The 16,326-nt window shown below is 73.5% G+C and carries 19 protein-coding genes; 12 read left to right on the top strand and 7 right to left on the bottom strand.

The features are described from left to right. Positions 1–61: 61 nt before the first annotated feature. Both TR50_RS41110 and TR50_RS41105 read left to right on the top strand, forming a co-directional pair. The gene (locus TR50_RS41110) at positions 62–982 is read left to right on the top strand and encodes an alkaline phosphatase family protein (protein ID WP_084701873.1); all 921 of its coding nucleotides are present in this window, start codon (positions 62–64) and stop codon (positions 980–982) included. Positions 983–1,131: 149 nt separating this feature from the next. Next, positions 1,132–1,980: a beta-glucanase gene (locus tag TR50_RS41105; protein WP_152648923.1), complete on the top strand. Its 849-nt coding sequence runs from the start codon at positions 1,132–1,134 to the stop codon at positions 1,978–1,980. Between the two features lie 62 nt (positions 1,981–2,042). Here the strand turns inward: TR50_RS41105 and TR50_RS41100 are convergent, their stop codons facing one another. Further along, complete coding sequence (locus TR50_RS41100; protein ID WP_042435351.1) at positions 2,043–3,020, bottom strand: carbohydrate kinase family protein; 978 nt, start codon at positions 3,018–3,020, stop codon at positions 2,043–2,045. Then, positions 3,017–3,940: a pseudouridine-5'-phosphate glycosidase gene (locus tag TR50_RS41095; RefSeq protein ID WP_042435349.1), complete on the bottom strand. Its 924-nt coding sequence runs from the start codon at positions 3,938–3,940 to the stop codon at positions 3,017–3,019. Before TR50_RS41095 ends, TR50_RS41100 begins: the two co-directional genes overlap by 4 nt. 205 nt (positions 3,941–4,145) lie before the next feature. Between TR50_RS41095 and TR50_RS41090 the strand changes: the two genes are divergently transcribed. Together TR50_RS41090 and TR50_RS41085 are read left to right on the top strand one after the other, a co-directional pair. Then, on the top strand, positions 4,146–4,619 hold the full coding sequence (locus TR50_RS41090) for a hypothetical protein (RefSeq protein WP_236654813.1): 474 nt from the start codon (positions 4,146–4,148) through the stop codon (positions 4,617–4,619). Between the two features lie 182 nt (positions 4,620–4,801). After that, positions 4,802–5,200 (top strand): helix-turn-helix domain-containing protein, encoded by a 399-nt coding sequence (locus tag TR50_RS41085; RefSeq protein ID WP_052441881.1) that lies wholly within the window; start codon positions 4,802–4,804, stop codon positions 5,198–5,200. A gap of 134 nt (positions 5,201–5,334) precedes the next feature. Here the strand turns inward: TR50_RS41085 and TR50_RS41080 are convergent, their stop codons facing one another. Further along, positions 5,335–5,895, bottom strand: coding sequence for a hypothetical protein (locus TR50_RS41080; protein ID WP_042435347.1), 561 nt, complete (start codon positions 5,893–5,895; stop codon positions 5,335–5,337). Further along, on the bottom strand, positions 5,892–6,461 hold the full coding sequence (locus tag TR50_RS41075) for a hypothetical protein (RefSeq protein WP_042435343.1): 570 nt from the start codon (positions 6,459–6,461) through the stop codon (positions 5,892–5,894). The genes TR50_RS41080 and TR50_RS41075 overlap by 4 nt, the downstream gene beginning before the upstream one ends. Before the next feature lie 258 nt (positions 6,462–6,719). Between TR50_RS41075 and TR50_RS41070 the strand changes: the two genes are divergently transcribed. Then, a complete protein-coding gene (locus TR50_RS41070) occupies positions 6,720–7,793 on the top strand; it encodes a chitinase (RefSeq protein WP_052441880.1) in 1,074 nt (357 codons plus the stop codon). 175 nt (positions 7,794–7,968) lie between these two features. Then, positions 7,969–8,211 (top strand): chaplin, encoded by a 243-nt coding sequence (locus TR50_RS41065; RefSeq protein WP_042435341.1) that lies wholly within the window; start codon positions 7,969–7,971, stop codon positions 8,209–8,211. 81 nt (positions 8,212–8,292) lie between these two features. Here TR50_RS41065 and TR50_RS41060 read toward each other — a convergent pair whose 3' ends face one another. Further along, positions 8,293–9,195 (bottom strand): YihY/virulence factor BrkB family protein, encoded by a 903-nt coding sequence (locus TR50_RS41060; RefSeq protein ID WP_063775258.1) that lies wholly within the window; start codon positions 9,193–9,195, stop codon positions 8,293–8,295. A 163-nt stretch (positions 9,196–9,358) separates the two neighbouring features. Between TR50_RS41060 and TR50_RS41055 the strand changes: the two genes are divergently transcribed. Together TR50_RS41055 and TR50_RS41050 are read left to right on the top strand one after the other, a co-directional pair. Continuing rightward, positions 9,359–9,817, top strand: a complete 459-nt coding sequence (locus TR50_RS41055) for a hypothetical protein (protein WP_042435339.1) — start codon at positions 9,359–9,361, stop codon at positions 9,815–9,817. Positions 9,818–9,916: 99 nt separating this feature from the next. Further along, positions 9,917–10,723 (top strand): DNA-formamidopyrimidine glycosylase family protein, encoded by an 807-nt coding sequence (locus TR50_RS41050; RefSeq protein WP_042435337.1) that lies wholly within the window; start codon positions 9,917–9,919, stop codon positions 10,721–10,723. Here the strand turns inward: TR50_RS41050 and TR50_RS41045 are convergent. Beyond that, positions 10,717–11,418: a Clp protease N-terminal domain-containing protein gene (locus tag TR50_RS41045; RefSeq protein WP_052441879.1), complete on the bottom strand. Its 702-nt coding sequence runs from the start codon at positions 11,416–11,418 to the stop codon at positions 10,717–10,719. The two genes, TR50_RS41050 and TR50_RS41045, sit on opposite strands and share 7 nt — an antisense overlap. Positions 11,419–11,507: 89 nt before the next feature. On the opposite strand from TR50_RS41045, the gene TR50_RS41040 reads away from it, so the two are divergent. The 4 genes from TR50_RS41040 (at position 11,508) to TR50_RS43440 (ending at position 16,019) form a co-directional block, all read left to right on the top strand. Continuing rightward, a complete protein-coding gene (locus TR50_RS41040) occupies positions 11,508–12,251 on the top strand; it encodes a dienelactone hydrolase family protein (protein ID WP_042435335.1) in 744 nt (247 codons plus the stop codon). Between the two features lie 2 nt (positions 12,252–12,253). After that, positions 12,254–12,520 carry a DUF6295 family protein gene (locus tag TR50_RS41035; RefSeq protein WP_042435333.1) on the top strand — a complete coding sequence of 89 codons (267 nt, stop codon included), beginning with the start codon at positions 12,254–12,256 and terminating at the stop codon, positions 12,518–12,520. A 355-nt stretch (positions 12,521–12,875) separates the two neighbouring features. Then, a complete protein-coding gene (gene fusA / locus TR50_RS41030) occupies positions 12,876–15,032 on the top strand; it encodes an elongation factor G (RefSeq protein ID WP_042435331.1) in 2,157 nt (718 codons plus the stop codon). Positions 15,033–15,212: 180 nt separating this feature from the next. Continuing rightward, positions 15,213–16,019: a TrmB family transcriptional regulator gene (locus TR50_RS43440; protein ID WP_052441878.1), complete on the top strand. Its 807-nt coding sequence runs from the start codon at positions 15,213–15,215 to the stop codon at positions 16,017–16,019. 41 nt (positions 16,020–16,060) lie between these two features. On the opposite strand, the gene TR50_RS41020 is transcribed toward TR50_RS43440, so the two are convergent. Beyond that, positions 16,061–16,326: ADP-ribosylglycohydrolase family protein (locus TR50_RS41020; protein ID WP_042435329.1), on the bottom strand; the 266-nt coding region annotated here is incomplete at its 5' end.

Below are 16,326 nucleotides of genomic sequence, written 5' to 3'. Positions count from 1 at the left end.
CGCCACGACGGGGCCGGGCGCGGTGCCGCGCTCCGGGGCGGACCTGCGGGAAGATGGCCGTATGCGCTTTCGCTCCACGCTCGCCGCCTCCGTGGCCGCCGCCGCGCTGGTGGCGCTGAGCGCCTGCTCGTCCGGTGGGGGGCCGGCGGAACCGGCCGCGGTGTCGTCGTCGCTTGCAGCGCAGAGCGGCTCCCCTGCGGCCTCAGGGGCGGCGGCCACGGTGCCGAGGCCCGCGCACGTGGTGGTCGTGATGGAGGAGAACCACTCCTACGACGAGATCATCGGCAGCGCGGACGCCCCCTACATCAACGCGCTGGCCGCCCAGGGGGCCTCCTTCACCGCCTCCTACGCCGTGGCGCACCCGAGCGAGCCGAACTACCTGGCGCTGTTCTCCGGCTCGACACAGGGTCTGACCGACGACTCCTGCCCGCACAGCTTCACCGGTCCCACCCTCGGCTCGGAGCTGCTCGGGGCGGGGTTCGGCTTCGCCGGCTACTCCGAGTCGATGCCCTCGACGGGCTTCACCGGCTGCAACAGCGGCGACTACGCGCGTCGGCACAACCCGTGGGTCAACTTCCCCGGCATCCCCGCCTCCGACAACCGCACCTTCGACGCCTTCCCGACGGACGCCACGGGCTATGCCGCACTGCCCACGCTCTCGTTCGTCATCCCGAACGTGCAGCACGACATGCACGACGGCACCGTCCGCCAGGGCGACGACTGGCTGCGCGCGCACCTCTCCGGCTACGCGTCCTGGGCACGCACCCATGACAGCCTGCTCGTCGTCACCTGGGACGAGGACGACAACGGGCCCTCCAACCACATCCCGACCCTCGTCGTGGGCGCCGGTACGAAAGCGGGCCGCTACGGCGAACTGCTGGATCACTACCGGCTGCTGCGCACGCTCGAGGCGGCCTACGGCCTCCAGCCGATCGGCGAGAGCGCGCAGCGTAGCCCGGTCACCGACATCTGGGGCGGATGAGGTCCCCCGTCACGTGACTCGCAGTCACCCGAGGGCCCGAACGGCCCAGCGAGGCGTGCGCACGGGCCGGGTGGAGGGTCTCCTGGCTGGGTAGGGACGGTCGCGGCAGAGGCCGTCGCGCGCCGCCGTCCCCGAGGGGGAACACGCCCGTGCCTCGCTACCGGATACCTCGCCGACTCGTGATCGGCCTCGGCGGCTGCGCGCTGTTCCTGCCCCCGGCGACGCTGGTGACGCCGCAGCAGGCCGCGGCGCACTCGCCGTCCGTACCGGGACCACACGCCTCCCTGGTCTTCGGTGACGACTTCCACGAACGCGACTGGGGCAGCCGGGGAGCCACCTGGTCCACCTACTCGACCGCGTACCCGAACGGGCGGACCAATCCCGAGAACTGGAAGCTGGACAAGGTCACGCCCGGCGCTGTGAGACTCGGCAAGGGAGGCGGCGTCCAGTTCCGCGCCACCCCGGTCACGCGCAGGCCCGCCGGCGCGTGGGCCGCCGGCCTGCTCACGACCGAGCCCTGGGGCGACGGCTCCCGCGGGGGCAACGGCTTCACCCTGCGCCCCGGCGACTTCGTGCTGGTCCACCTCCGTCTGCCGACCCGCGACGGGGGCGGCGGCCATGGCGCCTGGCCCGGCGTGTGGACGTGGAAGGACGGCGGCAACGAGGTCGACATCCTGGAGTGGCACGGCGAGACGCCCGACGTCGCGGAGGTGGTCAACCACGTCGGCGGCAACGCCTACGCGTGGGTGCACAGCCGTCTGCTCGGCTTCGGCCGGTGGGTCTACGTCGGCGCGCGGCTGGGGAGGGACACGGTCACCTGGTATCTCGGCAGCTCGCCCGCGCACATGCGGGCCGTCTTCAGCGACGGGCGGGGCGTCCCGTCCGACTGGAGGGCGTACCTCGTCGTCAACCTGAGCGTCTCGGCCCAGGAGGGCCGCGTACCGGACGCGCTGACCCCCATCACCAGCGAGCTGTCGAGCGTGCGGGTCTACCGCTGACGCGCGGCCCGCACGGGGTGGTCGACCCGCCCACGGCCGCCGCGTCGGCCGGAGCCGCTCCGTCAGGTGGGGCGCGCGCCGGGGTGGGTGACGCAGCGCGCGGCGGCGACGCAGCCGGCCTCGGCGGCCGGGACGGGGAGCGCGCCGGTCAGGAGCGCCGCGAGGAAGGCGCCCGCGAAGGCGTCGCCCGCGCCGGTGGTGTCCACGACCTTCGCCTTCGGTGCCGGGACGCGTCCGAGGACCGTGCCGTCGGGACGGCACAGGACCACACCGTCCGGGCCGCGCTTGACCACGACGAGGGCGCCGGTCCGCTGCGCGAGGCGCAGGCCCGCCGTCTCGGCGTCGGCGTGGCCGCCGAGCAGGCGAGCCTCGTCCTGGTTGGGGAGCAGCACGTCCGCGCCGTGCACCAGGTCGAGGAAGGTCTGCGGTCCGAGGTGGGCCAGGGGGCCGGCCGAGGCCGGATCGACGCTGACGGGAACGGACCGGGCGCGGCACTCGGCGAGGATCAGGGCGGCGAGGTCGCGGCCGGGCGCGGAGAAGAGCAGGTAGCCGGAGAGGTGGACCCGGACCGCGTCGTCGAGCAGGCCCTCGTCCCAGTCGGCGGGGCCGAGCGCCGCGCCCGCGCCGCGGTCGTTGAGCATGGTGCGCTCCCCCGTCGCGTCGACCAGGCAGACGACGGTGGCGGTGGGTCGGTCGGGGTCCTCGCTCAGGGCGGCTCGGACGCCGGCCCGCCGGAGTTCGGTGCGGTGCTGCTCGGCCGTCGCGGCGCCGACCCGGGCGAGCAGCGTGGTCTCCGCTCCCCGCGCGGCGGCCCAGGCCGCGACGTTGGCGGCCGCGCCGCCGGGGCGGAGCACGACGTGGGCGGCGGTGTCGGTGGCCGCGGCGAGCGGGTGGTCGTGCACCGCGACGACGTCGGTGGCCAGGTCGCCTACGACCAGCAGTCGGCCGGTGAAGGCCCGGCCCCCGACCGCGGGGACGGCGGCCGGGCTGCCCGCGTCCGCCCGACCGGCCTCGGGCCCGCGCGCGGCCTGCCCGCTCATGCCGCGCTCGCCGCGTAGGCGGCGGCGATCCGCGCGGCGAGGGCCGCGTTGCCGCGCACGGCGGTGAGGTTGGCCCGCAGTGAGGCGCCGCCGGTGTGTTCGACCAGGTGGGCGAGGAGGAACGGGGTGACGGCCTGTCCGGTCACGCCCTCCCGACGGGCGGCGGTGAGGGCGTCGGCGAGGACGCGGTCGTGCAGGGCCGGGTCGAGCTGCTGCTCCGGCGGGACCGGGTTGGCGACGATCAGGGCGGAGCGGTCCGTTCCCAGCGCCTCCTGGGCGCGCATCAGCAGCGCCGCCTGCTCCGGGCTCTCCAGAGTCCAGTCGACCGGCAGGCCGGAGCGGGTGAGGTAGAAGCCGGGGAACTCGGCGGTGCGGTAGCCGACGACGGCCACGCTCAGCGTCTCCAGGCGCTGGAGCGTCGCGGGCACGTCCAGGATGGACTTGACGCCGGCGCAGACGACCGTGATCCCGGTGCGGGCCAGCAGGCCGAGGTCGGCGGACTCGTCCTGCTCGGTGACCCAGTCGCGGTGCACGCCGCCGAGGCCGCCGGTCGCGAAGACCCGCACGCCGGCGCGGGCGGCGAGGTGCGCGGTGGCGGAGACGGTCGTCGCGCCGCTCGCCCCGAGCGCGAGCGCGGGGGCGAGGTCGCGCACGCCGAGCTTGCGCAGCCCGTCCTGGGTGCCGAGGCGTTCCAGCTCCTCCTTGTCGAGGCCGACGCGGGCGACGCCGTCGAGCACGGCGACGGTGGCGGGGACGGCTCCCCCGTCCCGGACGATCTCCTCGAGCTCGAAGGCGAGGCGCAGGTTCTCGGGTCGGGGCAGCCCGTGGCTGATGATCGTGGACTCCAGGGCGACCACGGGCCTGCCCTGCTCCAAGGCCTCACGCACCTCGGCGGACGGCTGCGGCACGGTATTCACCATGTGGGTGATCCTCGCCCCGGACCGCCCGTGCGAAACCGGCGGGGGAGATTGGGAGTTCGTTCTGAGGGGTCTCTGGGTTACCTCAGGGTAGTCCCCGAACGCGTGCATGACATGGCGTCATCAACGAGAGTGGAAGGGAAGGCCAGCGACACCACTGACCGGGGTGCCGCTGACGCGTGCTGCGCGCGAGAACGAGGAGGACGTCATGAACGACAGATCGACCGCACAGTCCTGGGTCCGGGCCTGGACCGCCGTGCTGTGCCTGGCCGTCGCCTGGATCCACGTCCAGGACCAGGGCGGCTTCCCGGGCGACAAGACGCCCGGCTACGTCGGCGTCGGATACTACCTGCTGGAGGCGGCCGGCATTCTCAGCGCCGTGGTCCTGGCCTCGCGCAGCGACCTGGGCGAGCGGGCGCTGGTCTGGGTGACCGCGGCCGGCGTCGCCATCGGCCCGCTGCTCGGCTACGTGCTCTCGCGCGGACCCGGCCTGCCCGACTACGACGACGACCGGGGCAACTGGACCGAGCCGCTCGGTCTCGTCTCCATCGCCGTCGAGGTGCTGCTCCTGGTGCTGGCCTCGCTGCGCCTGCGCGCCCTGATGCGCGGTGGCGCCGTGGCACCGCACGCGATGCCCGCGAGCCGAACCACCGTCAGCGCCTCGGACAGCGCGGCACCTTAGCATCACCGTCCCTTCGGCGTTGCCGGATCGGCCAAGCCGGTCCGGCAACGCCGCCGGGGCGCGGAAGAGGTAGCAGCTCAGGGCGCGGCCCCGGGGGCGCGCGCCGCGCCGTGCTCCTGACAGACCCCTTTGATGTGTACCGACCATAGGAATCGCCACGGCGCTGCCTCGATAATGACGGCGTGGAACCGATGCAGACCCCGGCGGTACGGGCAGGCGAGGACTTGGGCACGCTGCTGCGCCATGTCCTGGCCGAGAACCCGGGGCTGACGCAGAAGCGGATCGCCGAACGGGCCGGCATCCCCTACGCCACGCTGAACGCCTGGGTGACGGGTCGTCGCGGCGCCGGCGGCCGAATAGCCGGCGACGACCTGCGCGCGCTCGCGGACGCCCTGCCCGCCGGCTACCCCGCCGCGCGGGTCTTCGCCGCGGCCGGGCGCCGCACCCCCGCAGACCTCGACGCGGAGCGGGAGGCGCGACTGCTGGAGATCTACCGCGACCTGGACACCGACCAGCAGCGCGCCCTGGTGGAGATGGCGCGGGCGCTCGCCAAACTCCCCCGGGCGCGGCGGGCCGGGTAGCCGCCCTCGGCAGGGTAGCCGTCCGCGCCCGCGCAGGGCGGCGGGTGGGCATCGGGTACGCCGGTCGGCGGGGCGCGCGGGCCCGGCCTTCGCTCCCGAATATCCCGCTTCGCCCTTCACGACTCCCACACAGGTCACTCCGGTGGGAGTAGCGTCTTTCCCCCGGTTCCGTCCACCGGGACGCGGCACCCGGCGCCACCGCGTCCTGCCCGCGCGTCCTGCTCCTGGTGAGGAGCCTCCCCATGTGCATCCGGATCCGCGTGGTGGATCTCGCGACCCATGCCGTCGTCTGGGACCCGCTGGAGGTCAGCGTGCTGGTGCGCGACGGCCCTGACCCCTCGCTGGCCCTCGAACAGACCGCCGCCGTCCTCGGGGATCTCGGCGCGCAGCGCACCTGGTCGGGGTTCCGCTGCTTCTGCGGCGAGCCGGTCGTCCTGCCGCCAGAGCTCGCCGCCCACGCGGACACCGGCTGACGTGGCGAGGTCGCGTTCCACGGAGGCGTGCAGCTCCTCCAGGCACGCGGCGAACCAGTCGCGGTCGCGCGCGACCGCGACGGGCCGCAGCAGCTCGACGTCGCGGGCGAAGCGTCGGGCGCGCACCCGGTAGAGGTACCAGGCGGACAGGGCCCAGGTGAGCCAGCCGAGCACGGACAACGCCGTGAGAACCACGAGCAGCCGGGCGAGCAGCGCGTTCATGACGCGTCCACGGGTGCGACGGGCGGCTCGGACCGGTCGGCGGCCTCGGACTCCTGCGCAGGCAGGGCAACCTGGGCGGGACCGGAGGCGTCGACAGGCTCGGAGCCTAGGGGATCGGAGCACCGGGTGTCGGAGACGTCAGCGGACTCGACGGCCTCGGCCGGGGGGTCGGCAATCGGCTCCGGCGACCTGGGCTCCGGCGACCTGGGGGCGGGCATCACCGACGGGGACTCGTTGACGTTCCACACCTGGACGCGGACGCGCTCGACCTCCGTGGCGAGCTCACTGTAGACGACGGCGCGCGCCTCGCCGTCGCGGCGGCGGCTGCGGGTGACGAGCCCGCCGAACGCCTGCTGGTAGGCGGAGAGCTGCGCGTCGTCGGGGTCGGGATAGAGATGGATCTGCAGCCAGGGCGCCGACCAGTGCTCGGCGGTGAACAGCTGCACACTCTCCGGGCGCGGGACGCGCTGGAGCAGGTGGGCGAGCACCTGGCAGGCGTGGAGCGCCTGGGCGGGGAACGGATCTGACGTGGGTGCTTCCAAGGGGCTGAAAACGGGTTGGGACATCTGACGGTCCTTCGATCGGTCCGTTCGGGGCCGGGAGGGGGCCCGGCGGGACGTCAACCTACGCGTAGATGTAGATGCGTTCCAGGCTTTCGCGGATTCGACGGAGCGCACGGCCCGGTCGCGCGCCCCCGCTCGGAGCACGCGCCGGACATCCCGCTTTGTCCGCACTGTTGACGTCCCGTCGGCCGACCGCTATATCTCTACAGGCACATGTCAGGAAGTAAAGTTTCCTAACCATATGGATTTCGGAGGCTCCACGTGCGCCCCACCGCTCCCCTGTGTGCCACCGCCGCCACCTCGTTGGCCCTGGTCGCCGCGCTCGCGCTCACCGCCGCGCCCGCCGGGGCGTCGACCACCCACCCGGCGACGAACCACCCCGCCACGACCCACCCCGCGACGACCGTCCCCACCCATGTCTTCGCGCCCTACGTCGAGACCTACACCGGCGACGACCCGGCCACCGTGGCGGCCGAGTCCGGTGCCAAGTGGGTGTCGCTGGCGTTCCTGCAGACCGCCAAGAAGGGCTCCTGCACGCTGTACTGGAACGGCAGCAGCTCGCAGCCGATCTCGTCCTCCGTCTACGGCTCGTCCTTCACCAAGCTGCGCGCCGCCGGCGGGGACGCCATACCCTCGCTCGGCGGCTACACGGCGGACACCACCGACACCGAGCTCGCCGACAGCTGCACCAGCGTCAGCTCCATCACCTCCCAGCTGGAGAAGCTGATCTCGACGTACAACCTCTCGCGGGTGGACTTCGACGTCGAGCAGAACTCGCTCACCAACAGCGCGGGCATCGACCGCCGCAACAAGGCCATCACCGCGGTCGAGTCCTGGGCCGCGGCCAACGGGCGGCACGTGCAGTTCTCCTACACGCTGCCGACCAACGACAACGGCCTCGACTCCGGCGGCACCGCGGTGCTGAAGAACGCGGTGGCCGACCACACCCGCATCGATGTCGTGAACATCATGACCTTCGACTACTACACCGGCTCCTCCCACGAGATGGCGACGGCGACCGAGACGGCCGCGCAGGGCCTGGTCAACGAGCTCGGCACGCTCTACCCGACCAAGAGCTCCGCCCAGCGCTGGGCCATGGTCGGCGTCACCGAGATGCCCGGCATCGACGACTACGGCAAGCCCGAGACGTTCACCACCGCCGACGCCAAGACCGTCTACAGCTGGGCGCTCGGCAAGGGGATCGACGAGATCTCCATGTGGGCCTCCGAGCGCGACAACGGCGGCTGCCCCGGCACCGGCGGGTCCGACTCCTGCTCCGGGGTGAGCCAGTCGACCTGGTACTTCAGCCACGCCTGGGAGCCCTACACCCACTGACGCCCTCGTCCACCCCGTGACACGCCAGGGTCGTCCCCGGCATCAACCGACCGGGTGAAACGGGGCTGGACGGCATGTCCTCGGGCCGCGGCCGCGCGTTGGCAGGAAGTCGACGCGGCGGCCAGCGGCGCCGGCGGACCTGATCGATTCTCAGTTCCCGAAGGGACGACCTCACATGAGCAGCACCCAGCGCGGCCTTGCGGTGACGGCGGCGGCAGCCGGTCTTGTCGCGGCGGCCGCCGGCATGGCGACTGCCAGCAGCACCGCGAACGGCGCGGCCACCAACTCCCCGGGCTTCCTGTCCGGCAACCTGGTCCAGGTTCCGCTCCACGTCCCGGTCAACGTCTGCGGCAACACCGTGAACGTCATCGGTGCGCTGAACCCGGCCTTCGGCAACGGCTGCGCGAACGCGGGCTGACCTCGAGCCTCTCCGTAACACCGGGCCGGGCCCGCGCGTCGTCTCGCGCGGGCTCGGCCCGTTCGTTCGACGCCCCGAACCTCAGGACGCCGACGGCGGCGCTGTCGGCGGCTGCGCGGTCGGCGGTGAGGTGGGCGGTGAGGTCGGCGGCTGCGCGTCCGGCGGAGGCAGGCCCGACGGCGGGGTGTCGACCGGCGGGGGCAGCGCCTGACCGGCCAGGCAGCCGGCGTAGAGGGTGTAGCCCACGCCGATGAGGAAGGACTGCACGATCAGGACGGTGCCCACCGTGCCGTAGGAGACGGCGTTCATGACCAGCAGCGGCGCCAGCACGAAGCGCGAGAACAGCCGCAGCCCGGCCAGCGCGGTGACGGTGGCGATCGCGCCCGGCAGCAGCCGCGACCACGGGATGCGCGAGCCGAGCAGCAGCCACTGGAGCCACCAGAACAGCGCGACGCCGCCGATCACCGTCGCGGCGACCCGCAGCGCCGGCTGCAACGGGGTGTGCTGGCCGGGCGTGCCGCTCCACTCCGCGAGCAGGATGTAGCCGATCAGGCCCGCCAGGCCGACGGTCTGCCGCCAGGTGGTGTGCCAGGGTCCGCGCGGCAGGTTCCAGATCCGCTCGTAGGCGGCCTGGACCGAGGCCATCAGGGAGATCCCGAAGACCGCGAGCGCCGCGAGGCTGACGGCGGTGGTCGTGCTGAGCGTCTGGCGGCGGGTGACGAACAGCCCTTTGACGGCGGCCGAGCCCTGGCCGGAGAGGCCGAGCGCGTCGGTCACCCACTGGGCGATGCTGTTGCTGTGCGAGCCCTCCGCCGCGGCGATCACCACCAGCAGCGGGACGAGGGTGACGAAGAAGAGCGCCGCGAAGGCCAGCGAGCGCTGCATGATCTCCACGTGGCGGCCGTGGTCCCACAGCCGCCGGAAGTACGCGCCCCAGTAGGCGTGCGTGGTCCAGGGCTTGCGGTGGTGCTCCTGGTCGGCCACGACCCCCGGTCACCTCCTCCGCGCCGCCGTAGCTCCACCTTCGCTCTCCCCCGCCGACCCCGCCACGAGCCGCCGCCGGGCGGGTGACCGGGACTCCCAGGGAAACCACAAGATCGGTGCCTAGCCTGCGGGGCAGAACGGCGGAACGTGGACGGGAGTGGCCATGACGGTGCTGGAGCGCGAGGACGGCGTGGTGTCGGGCATCGGGCGGGTCGACGGGGCCCTGGAGCTCGGCGACGGGTGGGCGGTCCGGCTCGCCCAGGGCTCGCGCGGGAGGCTCGCGCTCGAGGTCTACGCCGACGAGAGGCTGCTCGACGTCGTGGTCGAGAACGCGCTGACCGCCGAGCTGCTGCGCGGCGCCCGCCGCGCGGCGGCGGGCGCGTCGGTGCTGGCCTGGGGCCTCCTCCCGGCGGACGGGGCGGCACCTCAGGTCCGCTTCGGGCGCGCCGCGGGCTCGGGCGCGACCTCCGGTGCGGTCACGTCCGGCGGCGCCGGTGCGGGGGCGCGGGTCGTCGCGGGCCGCTTCTGGGTGGCCTTCTGCGCCGCTGGCACGGACCGGGTCGCGGTCGCGGCGGGCGTCGGGACGCCGTGGGAGGAGCTGCGGGTCACCCAGGTGCGCTGACCGCGCTCCGCCGCCGGTGGCTGCACGGCCCGCTGTCGGTCCCGGGTGCGAGGATGGGCGCAGTTGGGGGCGAGAGGCGGCAGAGGCGGGAGGAGCCCGGTGCCCGAGGGTGATTCGGTGTATCGGACGGCGTGGGAGCTGCGGCGGGCGCTGGAGGGGCAGGTGCTGACGGTCGCCGAGCTGCGGGTGCCCGCGCATGCCACGGCCGACCTGGTGGGGCGCGAGGTCCTGGACGTGACGCCGCGCGGCAAGCACCTGCTGACGCGGATCGAGGGCGGGCTGACGCTCCACACGCATCTGCGGATGGAGGGCCGCTGGCGGGTCTTCTCCGCCGGTGAGCCGTGGACCGGCGGCGCGCAGCACCAGATCCGGGCCGTGCTCGGGAACGCCGAGCGGACCGCGGTCGGCTACCGGCTCGGGGTGGTCGAGCTGCTGCCGACAGCCGCCGAGGCGCGGGCGGTCGGCCACCTGGGGCCGGATCTGCTCGGCCCCGACTGGGACGAGGCGGAGGCGCTGCGCCGCCTCGCGGCCGCGCCGGGCCGCGGCATCGGTGAGGCGCTGCTGGACCAGCGCAATCTCGCCGGGATCGGGAACGTGTACGCGAACGAGCTGTGCTTCCTGGCCGGTGTCTCGCCGTGGACGCCGGTCGCCGAGGTCGGGGAGCTGCCTCGGGTGGTGCGGGCGGCACACCACCTGCTGCTGGCGAACAAGCTGCGCCACGGCCATGTGACGACGGGCGACGCGCGGCGCGACCGTCAGCACTGGGTCTACGGCCGCGCCCACCGTCCCTGCCGCCGCTGCGGCGCGGCCGTGCGCCAGTCCCGCCTGGGCGCACCGCCGCAGGACCGTGTCGTGTACTGGTGCCCGCGCTGCCAGCCCGGCCCGACGCCCGGCGGCGCCTACTGACGGCCTGCGGCGAGCCGTTCGGCGATCTCGGCCCTGACCGCCTCCCGCAGGACGTCCGGCGTGAGGCCGAGATCGCGCAGGATCCGCGCGGCCGGGCTCTGCTCGGCGCGGATCAGTCCCAGCAGCATGTGCTCGGTGCCGACCCAGTCGTGGCCGAGGTCGGCGGCGGCGGCGCGGGCGAGGTCGATGGCCTCCTTGCTGTCCGGGCGGAACGCGATGTGACCCCGCAGTGCCTTCTCCCCGCCGGGCGGCAGCGCCTCCTCGACGGCGTCGCGGACGCGCTGCTCGGGGCCGGCCTCGGCCAGCAGCAGCTCGTACCCGAGGCCCCGCGGTTCGCCGAGCAGGCCGAGCAGGAGGTGCTCGGTGCCGATGGAGTCGTGCCTGTGCGTCCGAGCGGCCTCCTGCGCCAGCACGACGACGTGGCGGCTGAGGTCGGTGAACCCCTCGAACGCGGCGGGCTTGTGGCGTTGCTGGGCGGCCTGCTTGGACACGCCGATGGCGTCGCCGATCTCGCTCCACGACGCGCCGGTGCTCCGGGCCTTGCTGACGTAGTGGTCGACGAGCTGGTCGCCGAGGTCGGACAGGGTCTGGGCGCGCAGCCGCGCCTCGCTGATGCGGGCCAGCCCGTCGGCGTCGGGGAGTTCCGCGTCGAGACGGGCGATCAGGTCCGCGAGGCTGATGTCGAGTGGACTCATGCGTCAACTGTAAGTTGACGATCATCGATCGTCAAGAAGAGATTGACGCTTCCGACGGACACTCAGCGGTGCGTGATATAGGTGGCGGCATGTACGAATCCATGATCGCAACCCTGGTCCGCATGCCGGGCCACGCCGGTGACGAGATCGAGGCCTACGTGGCCCGTCCCGAGGCGGAGTTCCGTCGCGGCGGCGTCGTCGTCATCCACCACATGCCCGGCTGGGACCGCGGCTCGAAGGAGATCACCCGCCGGTTCGCCGAGCTGGGCTACGACGCCGTCTGCCCGAACCTCTACACCCGCGAGGCGCCGGGCGCGTCGCCGGACGACGCGGCCGCGGTCGCGCGCGCCCAGGGCGGCGTGCCGGACGAGCGGCTGGTCGGCGACGTCGCCGCGGCGGCCGCGTACCTGCGCGCGCTGCCGACCTCGAACGGCAAGGTCGGCGTGATCGGCTACTGCTCGGGCGGACGCCAGTCGGTCCTCGCGGCGTGCAACACGGACGTGGACGCCGCGGTGGACTGCTACGGCGCGTTCGTCACCGGCGAGGTGCCCACCGAGTTCCCGCTCAAGATCACGAACCTGGTCGAGCAGCTGCCGAACCTGCGCGCGCCGCTGCTCGGCCTGTTCGGCGCGGAGGACCGCTACCCGAGCCCCGATCAGGTCGACGAGCTGGAGCGGATCCTGACCGACCTGGGCAAGCCGTTCGAGTTCCACCGCTACGAGGGCGCCGGGCACGCGTTCTTCGCCAACGAGCGCCCCAGCTACAACGTGGCCGCGGCGAACGACGGCTGGGAGCGCATCGAGCGCTTCTACGCCACCCACCTGGGAGCCTGAGCATGTGCACCTACACGACGGTGCACGCCGACATGGACGGCAGCGCGAAGGGACCGGGCAGCTCCTGGTTCCACGCCGGCCGCGCGACGGTCTACTTCGACCACCCCGTGCACGCCATGGCCGAGCACACCCTCAACATCGACCTGACCGACCCGGACGGCGACCCCGCCCGCCGGGTCGCGTTGGAGCTGACCGCAGAGTCGGCACGGGCGCTGGTCGCCGCGATCCAGGAGGCGCTGGCCGCCGTCCCGGATGAACTGAAGGTCTGAGCACGGAAATTGAGGTGCGGGACGAGTCGGCCCACTGCCAGACTCGTCCACGTACCGAGCGCCCCACCAGTAACGGGGCCGAGACCGACTGACTGAACTGCTTTCGACGACGAACCGAGGGGAGCCGTGCCGTGCGTGACCACAACGCCGCTGTCGCGGGTTCCCTGTCGCGGTTCGAGGTGATCCTGGTGTCCCGGGTCCTCCGGTGCCGGCTGCGCGGCCGGAACCGGAGGACCGCGGTGCGCGCCTGACGTTCCGGAGCCCTGTGGGCTCCGTCTGACGACTCAACTCTTTCGCGCCGCCGCGGGGTAATCGCGCCGTCCTTCGCCGGGATCACCCTGAAAGGCCTTCGGCCGTGCGTACCACCGTTCCCTTCAACCTTTCCGCCCTCTCACGTGTCCGGAACCTGGGCATCCTCGCGCATGTCGACGCCGGGAAGACGACCGTCACCGAGCGGTTCCTCTTCGCCACAGGCGCCGTCCACAAGCGTGGTGAGGTCCACGACGGCACCACCGTCACCGACTTCGACCCGCAGGAACGCGACCGCGGCATCACGATCTTCGCCGCGGCCGTGAGCTGCGAGTGGGACGGGCACCGGATCAACCTGATCGACACCCCCGGCCACGTCGACTTCGCCGACGAGGTCGAGCGCGCCCTGCGCGTGCTCGACGGGGCGGTCGCCGTCTTCGACGCGGTGGCGGGCGTCGAGCCGCAGAGCGAGGCCGTGTGGCGGCAGGCGGACCGGCACGGCGTGCCGCGTCTCGCCTTCGTCAACAAACTCGACCGCGCGGGGGCGGACCTGGACGCGGCCGTGGCCTCGATCCGGGCGCGGCTGCACACGGTTCCGCTGGTGGTGCAGCTGCCGATCGGCGCGGAGGAGCACTTCACCGGCGTCGTGGACCTGGTCGCGCTGCGCGCGCTGACCTGGCCCGACGCGGTGTCGGGCCTGCGTGTGGACGAGATCCCGCACCCGTTGCGGGACGAGGCGCTGCGCAGGCGCCGACTGCTGGAAGAAGCGGTCGCGGAGCTGCATCCGCGAGCGCTGGAGGAGTTCTGCGCCGACGGCCGGCTGGGCGACCAGTCGCTGGCCGCGGCGCTCCGAGACCTGACCTGCACCGGAGAGGGGGTGGTGGTGCTATGTGGATCCGCCTATCGCAACCGTGGGATCGAGCCGCTGCTGGACGCGGTGGTCTCCTACCTGCCTTCGCCGCTGGACGTCCCTCCGGCGAAGGGGATGTCGGCCCGGACGTCTCGTGACGTCTCGTCGGCCGTCGCAGAAGACGCCGACGGCGCGCGCGGGGACGCGGTCGAGCGCGCCGCCGACCCCGGAGCGCCGCTGGCGGCCCTGGTCTTCAAGGTGGCCCAGGCGCCGACCGGTCGGCTGACCTTCCTGCGCCTGTACTCGGGCACGCTCCGCAAGGGCGACCCGGTCCTGGACGCCGGGACCGGCCGCACCGAGCGGGTCGGCCGCATCCTGCGGGTGCAGGCCGACCGGCACACCGACGTCGACGCGGCCGTGGCCGGCGACATCGTGGCCGTCGTCGGCCCGAAGGCGGCCCGCGCCGGTGCGACGCTGTGCGCGCCGGACGCGCCGCTGCTGCTGGAGCCGCCGGGAACGGCGGAGCCGGTGGTCTCGGTCGCGGTCGAGGCCGTGCGCGGCACGGACTCCGAGCGTCTGACGGGCCTTCTGGCCCGGCTGGCCGAGGAGGACCCGTCGCTGTCGGTGCGGACCGACCCGGAGACGGGTCAGACCGTGCTGTCGGGCATGGGCGAGCTGCATCTGGAGGTGGCGGTGGAGAAGCTGCGCCGTGCCCACGCGGTGGAGCTGCGGGTCGGCCGTCCCCAGGTCGGCTACCGGGAGACGGTGCTGCGCGGGGTGTCCGGTGTGCTGTACCGGCACGTCAAACAGGACGGCGGCGCGGGTCAGTTCGCGCAGGTCGTGCTGGACGTCGAGCCGCTGGTCCCGGCGTCCGGCAGCGGCACCGGCGCCGGCGCCGGCGAGGGCTTCGTGTTCGCGTCCACCGTCACCGGCGGGCGGGTGCCGCAGGAGTGGATCCGCGCGGTCGAGGCGGGCTGCCGCGACGCACTGGCCGAGGGTCCCCTCGGCGGGCACCGGGTGACCGGCGTCAGGGTCACCCTCACCGACGGGGCCACGCACGTGAAGGACTCCTCGGATCTGGCCTTCCGCACGGCGGGTCGGCTGGCGCTGCGTCAGGCGCTGCGCTCCTGCGCGATGGTGCTGCTGGAGCCGGTGGCGGAGGTCGCGGTGACGGTGCCGGAGGAGGCCGTCGGCTCGGTCCTCGGCGACCTCGCGGCGCGTCGCGGCCGCATCGGCGACCAGACGACACGCGGCGCGACCAGCACCGTCCTGGCGACGGTGCCGCTCGCGGAGCTGTTCGGGTACGCGACACGCCTGCGCAGCCGGACCCAGGGCCGCGGGACGTTCACCGCCCGCCCGGCGGGTTTCGCCCCGGCGCGGTCCGAGGCGTCGGAGTCCGCTCTACGCCCGTAGGTGTTCGAGCGGCACTCAAGGCCGATTGGGCTGCGGGCAACGGATGATGCATGATCGTCATCTGGTGGACGCCTGAGCGCAAGTGGCCCGTCCTCCAGCGCGGGGACAGGCCACTTGCGCGATCAGTAGTTGAAGGATCACTGCTCGCAACCGGGGCCCACCCTCTGATATGAGTGGTGCATGACACCGGCAGCATGTTTTAGCGAACGGGCGCTCGAGACCCTGGGACTGACGTCGTACTCCTCCCGCGCCTATGTCGCTCTGGCCCGGCTCCCGCAGGCGACGGCCCCCGATCTGGCCGACGCCACCCGCGTCCCACGCCAGCGCATCTACGACGTCCTCGGCTCGCTGATCGACCAGGGACTCGTCGCCAAGACCCCCGGCAAACCGGCCGCGTACCGGGCGGTCGACCCGGCCAACGCCGCGGCGGCCCTGATGCGGGCCCACCGCGACAGCCTGGCCCGGCTGGAGGTCGTCGCGACCGACCTCGTCGCCGAACTGCGCACCGACTGGCTGACCGCCCGCAACGGGCACCCGCCGTGCACGCGACGCCTGGAGCGCAGCGGCGTCGCGCGCATGGACCACTGGCGCGAGTACGCCCAGCACTCGGTGCTGGCCACCGCCCGGCCGCCGTTCGACGGCCTGGCCGACGAGGGCTGGGTGCACCGCGTCCAGACCATCACCCGCGGCGGCGGCACGGTGCGCTGCGTCTACCACGCCGACCTGCTGAGCAACCCTCAACTGGTGGCGCGCGCCGCGCGGTTCGCCGCGGCCGGCGAGGAGGCGCGGGTGACGGCGGCGGTGGAGACCCGCATGATCCTCACCGACCGCGAACGCGCCCTGCTGACCCTGCCCTCGGCCGACCCGGCCCCGGGCGCCGAGCCAGGGCCGGTACTGATGGTCGACGACGCCCACACGGTGGCCGAGCTGGAGGAGAACTTCGACCGGCTCTGGGCCCGCGCGACGCCGTTCAGCTCAGCGGCCTGAGCGAGCACGAACCGCCCGAACCATCACGCTGAAGCTCAGCTTCACAGTTGAGCCCCGGCAGGCGCCGGGGCAGCAGCCTCACCCACCCATTCCGGCAAGGGCTCACGGCGTGACCGCCACAGTGCCGGAACCGCGTCGAGACCGGTCCGCGCGGCGACCACCCCACCAGTGATCGCGCAGGTCGTGTCGACGTCCCCGAGCCCCGCCGCCGTGGACCACAGCGCGCCGGGAAGGTCGTCCAGGTGGTGCGCCGCCGACCAGAGGGCGAACGGAACGGTGTCGCTCGCACGGAGCCCCTGTCCGCTGC

Source organism: Streptacidiphilus anmyonensis (genome assembly GCF_000787855.1).
GTDB lineage: Bacteria > Actinomycetota > Actinomycetes > Streptomycetales > Streptomycetaceae > Streptacidiphilus > Streptacidiphilus anmyonensis.
Note: the sequence above shows the minus strand (reverse complement) of the source record. Positions and strands in the feature narration are given on the sequence as shown.

Excerpts from the sequence above, each read along its gene's own strand:
- TR50_RS41110 (WP_084701873.1), top strand. The coding sequence starts at position 62 with ATGCGCTTTCGCTCCACGCTCGCCGCCTCCGTGGCCGCCGCCGCGCTG.
- TR50_RS41100 (WP_042435351.1), bottom strand. The coding sequence starts at position 3,020 with ATGAGCGGGCAGGCCGCGCGCGGGCCCGAGGCCGGTCGGGCGGACGCG.
- TR50_RS41095 (WP_042435349.1), bottom strand. The coding sequence starts at position 3,940 with ATGGTGAATACCGTGCCGCAGCCGTCCGCCGAGGTGCGTGAGGCCTTG.
- TR50_RS41090 (WP_236654813.1), top strand. The coding sequence starts at position 4,146 with ATGAACGACAGATCGACCGCACAGTCCTGGGTCCGGGCCTGGACCGCC.
- TR50_RS41080 (WP_042435347.1), bottom strand. The coding sequence starts at position 5,895 with ATGAACGCGCTGCTCGCCCGGCTGCTCGTGGTTCTCACGGCGTTGTCC.
- TR50_RS41075 (WP_042435343.1), bottom strand. The coding sequence starts at position 6,461 with ATGTCCCAACCCGTTTTCAGCCCCTTGGAAGCACCCACGTCAGATCCG.
- TR50_RS41065 (WP_042435341.1), top strand. The coding sequence starts at position 7,969 with ATGAGCAGCACCCAGCGCGGCCTTGCGGTGACGGCGGCGGCAGCCGGT.
- TR50_RS41055 (WP_042435339.1), top strand. The coding sequence starts at position 9,359 with ATGACGGTGCTGGAGCGCGAGGACGGCGTGGTGTCGGGCATCGGGCGG.
- TR50_RS41045 (WP_052441879.1), bottom strand. The coding sequence starts at position 11,418 with ATGAGTCCACTCGACATCAGCCTCGCGGACCTGATCGCCCGTCTCGAC.
- TR50_RS41040 (WP_042435335.1), top strand. The coding sequence starts at position 11,508 with ATGTACGAATCCATGATCGCAACCCTGGTCCGCATGCCGGGCCACGCC.
- TR50_RS41035 (WP_042435333.1), top strand. The coding sequence starts at position 12,254 with ATGTGCACCTACACGACGGTGCACGCCGACATGGACGGCAGCGCGAAG.
- TR50_RS43440 (WP_052441878.1), top strand. The coding sequence starts at position 15,213 with ATGACACCGGCAGCATGTTTTAGCGAACGGGCGCTCGAGACCCTGGGA.